At 61.6% G+C, this 9,988-nt stretch carries 11 protein-coding genes; 6 read left to right on the top strand and 5 right to left on the bottom strand.

Going from position 1 to position 9,988, the window contains the following annotated elements; translation table 11 throughout:
• Positions 1–1,116: M20 metallopeptidase family protein (locus SY1_RS02890; RefSeq protein ID WP_208872650.1), on the top strand; the 1,116-nt coding region annotated here is incomplete at its 5' end.
• A 128-nt stretch (positions 1,117–1,244) separates the two neighbouring features.
• Here SY1_RS02890 and SY1_RS02895 read toward each other — a convergent pair.
• From SY1_RS02895 to SY1_RS02910, 4 genes are all read right to left on the bottom strand, one after another.
• A complete protein-coding gene (locus tag SY1_RS02895) occupies positions 1,245–1,520 on the bottom strand; it encodes a hypothetical protein (RefSeq protein WP_015556123.1) in 276 nt (91 codons plus the stop codon).
• Between the two features lie 43 nt (positions 1,521–1,563).
• The gene (nifU, locus tag SY1_RS02900; protein WP_015556124.1) at positions 1,564–1,977 is read right to left on the bottom strand and encodes a Fe-S cluster assembly scaffold protein NifU; all 414 of its coding nucleotides are present in this window, start codon (positions 1,975–1,977) and stop codon (positions 1,564–1,566) included.
• A 135-nt stretch (positions 1,978–2,112) separates the two neighbouring features.
• Positions 2,113–3,306 (bottom strand): cysteine desulfurase NifS, encoded by a 1,194-nt coding sequence (gene nifS / locus SY1_RS02905; protein ID WP_015556125.1) that lies wholly within the window; start codon positions 3,304–3,306, stop codon positions 2,113–2,115.
• Positions 3,307–3,415: 109 nt separating this feature from the next.
• The gene (locus SY1_RS02910; protein ID WP_015556126.1) at positions 3,416–3,901 is read right to left on the bottom strand and encodes an RrF2 family transcriptional regulator; all 486 of its coding nucleotides are present in this window, start codon (positions 3,899–3,901) and stop codon (positions 3,416–3,418) included.
• A 247-nt stretch (positions 3,902–4,148) separates the two neighbouring features.
• Here SY1_RS02910 and SY1_RS02915 point away from each other — a divergent pair, with 247 nt between their 5' ends.
• The 4 genes from SY1_RS02915 to SY1_RS02930 all read left to right on the top strand — a co-directional run bounded on the left by SY1_RS02915 (position 4,149) and on the right by SY1_RS02930 (position 8,721).
• Positions 4,149–6,155 carry a urocanate hydratase gene (locus SY1_RS02915; protein WP_015556127.1) on the top strand — a complete coding sequence of 669 codons (2,007 nt, stop codon included), beginning with the start codon at positions 4,149–4,151 and terminating at the stop codon, positions 6,153–6,155.
• Positions 6,156–6,318: 163 nt separating this feature from the next.
• Positions 6,319–7,026, top strand: a complete 708-nt coding sequence (locus tag SY1_RS02920) for an NAD(P)H-hydrate epimerase (protein ID WP_015556128.1) — start codon at positions 6,319–6,321, stop codon at positions 7,024–7,026.
• A 68-nt stretch (positions 7,027–7,094) separates the two neighbouring features.
• Positions 7,095–8,192 (top strand): peptide-methionine (R)-S-oxide reductase MsrB, encoded by a 1,098-nt coding sequence (msrB, locus tag SY1_RS02925; protein ID WP_208872651.1) that lies wholly within the window; start codon positions 7,095–7,097, stop codon positions 8,190–8,192.
• Positions 8,193–8,352: 160 nt separating this feature from the next.
• Positions 8,353–8,721, top strand: coding sequence for a tetratricopeptide repeat protein (locus SY1_RS02930; RefSeq protein WP_208872652.1), 369 nt, complete (start codon positions 8,353–8,355; stop codon positions 8,719–8,721).
• A 92-nt stretch (positions 8,722–8,813) separates the two neighbouring features.
• Here SY1_RS02930 and SY1_RS12725 read toward each other — a convergent pair whose 3' ends face one another.
• Positions 8,814–9,179 (bottom strand): IS30 family transposase, encoded by a 366-nt coding sequence (locus SY1_RS12725; protein WP_279369740.1) that lies wholly within the window; start codon positions 9,177–9,179, stop codon positions 8,814–8,816.
• A 64-nt stretch (positions 9,180–9,243) separates the two neighbouring features.
• Here SY1_RS12725 and SY1_RS02940 point away from each other — a divergent pair.
• Positions 9,244–9,988: ankyrin repeat domain-containing protein (locus tag SY1_RS02940; protein WP_208872653.1), on the top strand; the 745-nt coding region annotated here is incomplete at its 3' end.

The raw sequence follows: 9,988 nt of genomic DNA on the forward strand, positions 1-9,988 counted from the left end.
GAAATGGACGGGAAGAACCTGAAGAAGATTGTGGAGCTGCGCCACGAGCTGCACGCGCACCCGGAGCTCTCGATGCACGAGGGCTGGACGAAGCGGCGCCTGATGGACTTCATCGGGGCGAACACGACGCTTGCGGTGGTGGACTGCGGCGGGTGGTTCTACGCCTCCCGATACCGGGAGGGGACGCCTGCCGTCGCCTTCCGCGCGGACATGGACGCCCTGCCGATCCCGGAGACCATCTCGCTCCCCCATGCGTCGCAGAGTCCGGGCGTCTCGCACAAGTGCGGCCACGACGGGCACAGCGCCGCCCTCTGTGGCCTGGCCCTGGAGCTGGAGGCCATGGAGTGCCCCCGGTCCGTCTACCTGATCTTCCAGCAGGCGGAGGAGACGGGACAGGGAGGGGCCGCTGCGGCAGCCCTGCTGCCGGAGCGGCACGTCTCGGAGGTCTACGCCTTCCACAACCTGAGCGGCTATCCGGAGGGCAGCGTCATCCTGCGGAACGGCCTGTGCCAGTGCGCGTCCAGGGGGCTCACCGTTCGCATGACGGGCCGTCGGTCCCACGCCAGCGAGCCGGAGAAGGGGAACAACCCGGCCTTCGCCCTGGCGGCCCTGGTGACGGAGGTGAGAACCCTGTTGGCGCGCCCCCATCGTGGGATGGTGCTGGCCACGGTCGTCAACCTGTCGGTGGGCCGGCGGGACTTCGGCATCTCGCCGGGCGAGGGCACGGCGTCCATGACGCTGAGGGCTGACGACGAGGCGGAGATGGAGGCCTTCGAGGCGGAGGTGCGGGGTCGGGCCATCGCCCTGGCTGCGGCGGAGGGCCTGGAGGTGGGATTCGACGTCTCGGACCCCTTCCCGGCGACGGTGAGCGACGCCGGCTGCGTTGCCAGGGTCGAGGCGGCGGCCGGGCGGCTGGGATGTCCGGTCGTTTGGATGGAGGCCCCCTGGCGCGCGTCGGAGGACTTCGGCCACTACACGAAGCGGTGTCCCGGCGCCATCTTCTACGTCGGAAACGGCGCGAACTGGCCCGCGCTGCACACGCCGGAGTACGACTTCAACGACCGCATCCTCGAGACGGCGGTGGACGTGTTCCGCGAGGTCTACCGGGGCGCGTAGCCGCCGGAAAAACGCCTTCTCGTTCAAGGAGGCGCCTGTGAAAGCACAAGGCAGCGCCCGGCTTAACGCCGGGCGCTGCCTTGTGCGTAGGGCTTTCGTGTCGCTCAAAGGAGGCGACGCGAAACATGCTACAACTCCTGAAGGTATTGAAAGAAATCTCGAATGGCCTTGCCGTTGGTCCATGCGATGTTGACGGAATGGCAGAGCTGTAGCTCCCCCTCGTTGTGGATCAGGGTGTGGCAGACGAAGGCTCTGTCCGAAAATTCGAGATCGAACTTGAATCGGATGTTGAAGCTCTCGTCCATGGCCATGTACTTGCCCTCGTCGGACACGTACAACACCAGCCCCTTGTTCAGCATGGTCCTCTCAAGGTACTCCACGATGACGCTCGAGATGTTTTTCATCCGGTACCTCCTTGTCAGCGGCGCCCGCGGTCCCCCGAGGCGGCTAGTCGTCGTGCTTTTCCATCGGAATGGCCGCCATTCCGTGCTTCGTTCGGTAGTCGTTCAGCGCGGCGTGAATGGCCTCCTCCGCCAGGACCGAACAGTGCATCTTGACGGGTGGAAGTCCGTCAAGCGCCTCGGCTACGGCCTGATTGGTCATGTCCCAGGCCTCGTCGATGGTCTTGCCCTTGATGAGCTCGGTCGCCATGCTCGACGAGGCGATGGCCGACGCGCACCCGAACGTCTTGAACTTCACGTCCTCGATGACGTTCCGGTCGTTCACCTTCAGGTAGATCTTCATGATGTCCCCGCACCTGGGGTTCCCCGCCTCACCCACCCCATCCGCGTCCTTGAGCTCGCCCACGTTGCGCGGATTGGTGAAGTGATCCATCACCTTCTGACTGTAATCCAGTGCCATGCTATCCCCTCCAGAAAGGGTGCTCTTATTGTATCTCATTCTCTCCGGGAACGAAAGAATTTCCGGCAAACGTTAAAGACATGGAACGAAACGGGGCTTGAGTTTCCCATGACGGGGAGGCGCCCTCGCCTCGGTCTACGGCTCGCCGACCCCCTTGAGGTAGTCCTCCCACAGGGGGGACATCTCGCGGCGCCGGGCCACGATCTTCGGCAGCACGTCCAACACGTAGTCGATGTCCTCGTCCGTCGTCTCCCGCCCAAGCGTCAGGCGCAGGGAGCCGTGGGCCATCTCGTGGGACAGGCCCAGGGCCAGCAGCACGTGGGACGGGTCCAGGGACTCGGAGGAACAGGCGCTGCCCGTGGAGGCGTAGATGCCCTTCGCGTCCAGGTCCAGCAGGAGCGTCTCGCCCTCGACGCCGATGAAGCTGAAGTTCGCGTTGTTGGGCAGGCGAAGCCCGCCCCGGGCGCCGTTCAGCTTCGCGTGGGGGACCTTCGTCAGGACGCCGTCGATCAGTCGGTCCCTCAGGGAGACGATGCGGGGCCTGTCCTGAGAGAGCCGGGACTTCATGAGGAGAATGGCCGCCCCCAGCCCCACGATGCCCGCGGTGTTCTCCGTGCTGGCGCGCCGCCCGTGCTCCTGGGCGCCGCCGTGCATGAAGTTCTCCAGGCGCAGGCCCTTTCTCAGGTAAAAGGCCCCCGTCCCCTTAGGGCCGTACATCTTGTGCGCGGACAGGGAGAGCATGTCGATGTTCAGCGCCCGGACGTCGATGTCCAGCTGGGCCGCCGCCTGCACGGCGTCCGTGTGGAACGGGATGCCGCGCTCGCGGCACAGGGCGCCGATCTCCCCGATGGGCTGGATGGTCCCCACCTCGTTGTTGGCGAACATCACGGAAACCAGTCCCGTCCGGTCCGTCAGGGCGTCCTTCAGGTCCGAGGCGCTCACCCGCCCATCGGGGTCCACGGGCAGGTAGGTGACCGTGAGGCCCTCCACCTTCTCCAGGTAGGCCGCCGTGTGGAGGACGGCGTGGTGTTCGATTTGGGTCGTGATCAGGTGGTCCTTGCCCTGGGCGCGCATCCGCTCCATCGTGCCCTTCAAGGCCCAGTTGTCCGCCTCGGTGCCGCTGGCGGTGAAGTAGACCTCCGACGGGTCCGCGGAGAGCGCGGCCGCCACCTGTTCCCTGGCCTTTTCGATGGCTGCCCGGCTCCCACGGGAGAGGGAGTAGACGGAGGACGGGTTGCCGTAGACTTCCGTGAAATAGGGCGTCATCGCCTCCAGGACCTGGGGGTCCGTGGGCGTCGTCGCCGCGTGATCCATGTAAACGCTCTTCATAGCGCAGAGCCTCCCTTCCGCAGGTCCACTGGTGCGCCCCGCAGTCCATCCTGGTTTTTCGACCGTCTCCACCCGCTGCAAGGGGCGGGACCACTCCCGTCCCGCGCGCCTATGGGCGGATCTCCTGATGCTTCAACGCGCGCGCCACGGCGGCGCGCCGCAGCGGGTCCACCGTCTTTCTTGCCCGGAGCGTCCTGTCCTTTTTGGCGAGGTCCTCCAGGGTCGTGCCGTCCAGAATGCCGTCGATGGAGATACGCAGCCTGTTCCACAGGTCGAAGGTCGAGCAGGTGGCGGCGTTCGCACAGCCCTTTTCGCTCTGACAGGAGCCGAAGAGGATCTCCTCGCCCAGCGCGGCGATGACCTCCGACAGCGTGATCTCCTTCGCCGGACGTGCAAGGAGATAGCCGCCCTGAGCCCCTCGAACGCTCTTCAGGATGTTGCTGCGGCGCAGCTTTGCGAAGAGCTGTTCGAGGTAGTTTACCGGGATGCTTTGACGCCGCGCGATATCGCTGACGGAAACCGGCGCGTCCTGCTGCTGAACGCAGAGGTCCGTCAGCGCTCTCAGTCCGTATCGGGTCGTGGTTGACAGCTTCATTGCGTCATCTCCCTTCTTCCGCAAAGCATAACATATCGTATTAAGCCCATCAAGATTTGAAACGTCATGCGTTTGACGTATTTTGGCGCTTTCGCATGTCCGTTTTTTATATGACATGCTATAGTTATAAAAACCGGTAAAAACGCCTGAACCCTTGAAAGCGCTTTGTTAATAAGCTAAAGTGATCTTTCGGGTCGCTGGGCTGCCGTTCAACCGACCCGATCCAATCGAGAGGAGATGCTTTTGTATGGCTGTGGACGAGAGGGTAACGTTGTCGCTGGACTTTCCCGACGGGCTTCCTGCGCTCCCGAAGTTCGACCCGCAGTACCGCCGCGCGCCGGACCGGGGGTACACCCTGAACGAGAAGGAGACGGTGCTGGCCCTGGCCAACGCGCTGCGCTACATCCCGGAGCGCTTTCATCGGGAGCTTGCGCCGGAGTTTCTGGAGGAGCTGCGCACCCGGGGCCGCATCTACGGCTACCGCTTCCGCCCCGAGGGCAAACTGTGGGGCAAACCCATCGGCGAGTACCGGGGGCGCTCTGCGGAGGGGCGCGCCTTCCAGGTGATGATCGACAACAACCTGGACTTCGACGTGGCGCTCTACCCCTACGAGCTGGTCACCTACGGCGAGACGGGGCAGGTGTGTCAGAACTGGATGCAGTACCTCCTCATCAAAAGGTACCTGGAAAACCTGACCCAGGACCAGACGCTGGTGGTGGAGTCGGGGCACCCCCTGGGGCTCTTCCGCTCCAGGCCGGAGGCGCCGCGGGTAGTCGTCACCAACGCCCTGATGGTGGGGCTCTTCGACAATCAGGAGGAGTGGCACCGCGCCATGCAGCTCGGCGTGGCGAACTACGGCCAGATGACCGCGGGCGGCTGGATGTACATCGGCCCTCAGGGCATCGTGCACGGCACGTTCAACACGGTGCTCAACGCCGGGCGAAAGAAGTTCGGCAACAAGCCGGACGTGCTGAAGGGGCGGCTCTTCGTCACGTCGGGCCTGGGCGGCATGAGCGGCGCACAGCCCAAGGCCGCGGACATCGCGGGCTGCGTCTCCATCACGGCGGAGGTGGACGAGTCCCGCATCCGGACGCGCCACGATCAGGGCTGGGTGCAGGAGGTCTGCCGGACGCCGAAGGAGGCCTTTGACCGGGCCCGGGAGCAGATGAAGAAGGACGATGTCCACTCCATCGCCTTCCACGGCAACGTGGTGGACCTGCTTCAGTACGCCGTGGACCAGGGCATCGGCATCGACCTGCTCTCCGATCAGACCAGCTGCCACGCGGCCTACGACGGGGGCTACTGCCCGGCGGGCATCACGTTCGAGGAGCGCACGCGCCTCCTGAAGGAGGACCCGGCGCGGTACCGCACGCTGGTGGACGAGACGCTGAAGCGCCATTTCCATTTGATCAAGACGCTGGTGGACCGCGGAACGTACTTCTTCGACTACGGCAACGCCTTCCTGCGCACGGTGTTCGACGCGGGCGTCACCGAGATCGCGAAGAACGGCAAGGACACCTACGACGGCTTCATCTTCCCGAGCTACGTGGAGGACATCATGGGGCCCATGCTGTTCGACTACGGCTACGGACCCTTCCGCTGGTGCTGTCTGTCCCGCGACCCGGAGGACCTGCGGAGGACGGATCGAGCGGCCATGGACTGCATCGACCCGGAGCGCCGTCAGCAGGACAAGGACAACTGGGTCTGGATCCGGGACGCGGAGAAGAACGCTCTCGTGGTGGGGACCCAATGCCGCATCCTGTATCAGGATGCGGAGGGGCGCGTGCGCATCGCGCTGAAGTTCAACGAGATGGTGCGCAACGGGGAGATCGGGCCGGTGATGCTGGGCCGCGACCACCACGACGTGTCGGGGACGGACTCGCCCTTCCGGGAGACGGCCAACATCAAGGACGGCAGCAACGTCATGGCGGACATGGCGGTGCAGTGCTTTGCGGGCAACGCGGCGCGCGGCATGAGCCTCGTGGCGCTGCACAACGGCGGCGGCGTGGGCATCGGCCGGGCGATCAACGGCGGCTTCGGCCTGGTGCTGGACGGCTCCTTCCGCGTGGACGACGTCATCCGAAGCGCGATGAGCTGGGACGTCATGGGCGGCGTGGCGCGTCGGGCCTGGGCCCGGAACGAGGCGGCGCTCGAGACGTCGGCCGAGTTCAACAAAAAGCGCACGGGGGAGCACATCACCCTGCCGTACTTGGCGGACATGGACTACCTGAAGGACCTCGTGGCAAAGGACTAGAGGCTCGTCCGCAGGAACGCCTAAATTGAGGAGGGGTCGGGGTCTGCCCGACCCCTTTTGATATAATAGGCCCCACGAGGCGCGGCGCATGGGTTTGTACGGTGGATGCGGCGCAGGGGCGGGGCCCGGCGGCCTGGCCCCCTGAGATGGGAGAAATGACACGATGATCGTAGAGGGTTTTGGAGTGGAGGAGCTGGCGGGCGAGAGTTTGATCCGTGAGGTGGTCTACCGCGGCGTGAGCTCTCCGGAGACGGTCGGGCGCGAGAAGATGCGCCGGATGGAGGAGCGCGCCGTCAAGAAGTTCGGCATTCCCAGCCTCCTCCTGATGGAGAACGCCGCCCTGGCGGTGGTGCACGAGGTGGAGGACTACAGCGCGTTCGCTGTGGTCTGCGCGCCGGGGGGCAACGGAGGCGATGGCCTGGCCGTGGCGCGGCACCTGTGCCTTCTGGGGCGCGACGTCCGCGTCTACCTGGTCGGCGACCCCGAGGGCGGGTCCGCGGACTTCAGGACGAACCTGGAGATCATGAGAAGGATGTCCCCGGAGTCGATCTACGCGCTGACGGACGAGAGCTTCAAGGACTTCGAGTACGCCCTGAAGGGCTGCGAAACCTGCATTGACGCGATGTTCGGCATCGGCCTGAACCGCCCCGTGGAGGGCCTTCCTCGGCGTGCCATCGAGGCGATGAACCGGTACGCCCTCCACATCGTGTCCGTGGATGTCCCGTCGGGCGTTGACGCCGACACGGGAGAGGTCCTGGGCGCGGCGGTGTGCGCGCACAAGACCGTCACCTTCCATCGGGTGAAGCCCTGCCTTGACCTGGCGCCGCAGTACGCCGGCGACGTCGTCGTGGCCTACGTGGGAATTCCCTGAGCCGGTGGGCCGTCCGGTCCGGCCGACTCAGGGCGTTTCAAACAGTTTTTTGGAGGTGTTGTGTTCTGTTGAGTCGTAAGGGTTTTGCGTTGTTCCTGTTCTGTCTGTCCTGCGTTGCCGTCCTGGCCGTGCGGGGAGCGAACGGAGCGCCTGAAAAGCAGCGAGGAAACGGGGAGATGGAATCCGTGGAGAGCAGGACGAATGGAGAGAGCAAGGAGGAGCTGAGGCAGCGGATCGGGGACCTGGCCTGGAACGTCACCCAGAACTCCGCGACGGAGATGGCCTTCAGCGGGGAGTACGACCATTTCTTCGAGAAGGGCGTCTACGTGGACGTCGTGAGCGGGAAGCCCCTGTTCTCCTCCAAGGACAAGTTCGACTCCGGGTGCGGCTGGCCCGCCTTTTCCAAGAGCATCGCGCCGGAGGCGGTGTCCCTGCGGGGCGACTCGTCCCACGGGATGACGCGCGTCGAGGTTCGGAGCGCGGGCGCGGACTCCCACCTCGGGCACGTCTTCGAGGACGGCCCGGCGGAGCGGGGCGGAAAGAGGTTCTGCATCAACTCCGCGGCGCTTCGCTTCATCCCCTTTGACGGGATGGAGGCCGCGGGGCTGGGCCGCCTGAAGCGGGAGCTGTGGCCGGCGGAGACAGCGGCGGAGGAGGCTGCGGGACACGGGAAGGACGTCCGGATCGTCTACCTGGCGGGCGGCTGCTTCTGGGGGATGCAGAAGTTCCTGGACCAGTTCGACGGGGTGGTGGAGACGGAGGTGGGTTACGCCAACGGAAACGGCGTGGAGCCAACCTACCAGCAGGTCTGCAGGGAGAATACGGGGCACGCGGAGACGGTGAAAGTCCTCTATGACGAGGCGAAGCTCCCGCTGCGGCGCCTTCTGGAGCACTACTTCATGGCGATCGATCCCTTCTCCAGGGACCATCAGGGAGGGGACTACGGCCGGCAGTACCGGACGGGAATCTACTACACGGACCCCGCGCAACAGGAGGCCATCCGCGAGGCCTGCGCCGCAGTTGAGGAGAAGGAGGGGAAGGCGCTCGCGGTGGAGGTGCTGCCCATCGACAACTTCTCGCGGGCGGAGGAATTCCATCAGAAGTACCTGGACAAGAATCCGGGTGGCTACTGCCACATACCGGAGCGCCTGCTGAAGCTGAAGTAGGACGAAAATCGAGAGGGGCGGGCGCTGAAGCGCCCGCCCCTCTTCATCAAATCCTGGGAGTTTTTCACATTGCGAGTTTTAAGTATAACGGCTTATTGCAAAATCACAGGCCTCATAATTACTTAATACATTGAAGTTTTTCGTCTTCAGGTAAAAATATATGAATGATAATGGTATGGACCGCGCTTATAGTTATTATTTGGCAGCTTGCACACTGCTTGAATGTAAAAATGTCAGCGAAGCGCTTAAATTGTTTCAGAAATCGCTTATGCTAGACAAGCACTTCAAAACATTAGAGAAAATATCGCTTTGCTATCAAAAACTTGGATCGATTAATATGGCTCTCAAGTATATTGAATTAGCCTTTGACGCAAATTCTAGAAACAACAAAACTGCGTATATCTTTGCAGAGCAACTAAAACGTAATGGCAATACTGCTAAAGCGAAGGAGATCCTTCAGTCCATATTGAAAGTAAATCCATCTTACAAGAAAGCCAAGATGCTTTTAAACGATATAGTTGAAATTTAATTTCTAACGTCAAGTTTAAATCCATCGGTTTCCGATAAAGTTGTGGCTGTGCTGGCCGAGCATGGTAGGAGAGCGATGGGGAGATAAAGATGCTAGATTGTCAAGCCAAAAGCAACAGGTAAATTGAAAAAGGCCTCATTAGGGGTACGAAAGCCGAGACACTTTCTGGGACGGTTGTTCAGCTGTTCTACAATCCGCAGAACATCGTCGTTCCGAACCTCTCGGAAGTCGATTCCCTTGGGCAAATACTCGCAAATGAGTCCGTTCGTGTTTTCATTCGTACCACGCTCCCAGGGGCTGTGGGGATGGGCGAAGTACACAGGGACCCCCAAGGCAGCGGATACTTCCTTGTGTCGCGCAAACTCCTTTCCGTTGTCTGTCGTCAGGCTGCGGCACTCCACCCCCTCGAGCAGACGGATCAGGGCGGCCTGAACAGCAGCCGCCGTCTTGTCCTCTATCTTTTGGAGGAAGGCTTAGAATGTCCTTCACTGGCTGTTATTGTTTGGATAAGGAGGAGCCCATTTGTCTATTGTATATCTGTTATACCACATCTATGAGTATGGTGACGAGAACGAGCATGAGGAGCTCAAAACCCTGGGGATATATTCAAGCGAGGCAAAAGCCAAAGCGGCTATACAATACTATAAAGATCTGAGTGGCTTTTCAAAATATCCGCTGTCCTGTTTCGTCATCGACTCATACAGAGTGGATGCGAATGCGGAATGGCGGGGTGGTTTTTGTAACGTAGACGATATCTACTCTGATTTAGACAATCTGGCGCAATGTTTTACCGAATGGACCGAGGGACGATATACGTTGTTCGAGGATGTTTATAACTCGCCGCTGCTTAACGATGTCTATAGTCTTTCGTGTCAAGAAAGAAACCCGAAAGCCCTTACAGATAGGCTGCAGGAAATCTGGCACAAATACTTTCCGCAAATCAGATATAAAAAAGATGACTTTTTATGTCTGGCGGACAAAATAATCTCAACGATATCAGGTAAAACAAATAAGGCGGACAAAGACGAAGGAACCTTTCAAACAACCTCACCAGTAAGAGCCATTACAAAGGAATCAGAGCATTTTGCCTGTCTTTGTAAAGGCGGTTCGGTGCAGCAAGTTCAAAATGCGCTTCATGCCGGAACGGATATTAACGCAAAGAACGAGTTCGGCAGGACGGCTCTGACGTGGGCAGCGCGGGACAACACGAATCCGGAGGTCCTCAAGCTGTTGCTCGATGCCGGTGCGGACATACGGGCGAAGGACG

This window comes from Fretibacterium fastidiosum (assembly GCF_000210715.1).
Taxonomy (GTDB): domain Bacteria; phylum Synergistota; class Synergistia; order Synergistales; family Aminobacteriaceae; genus Fretibacterium; species Fretibacterium fastidiosum.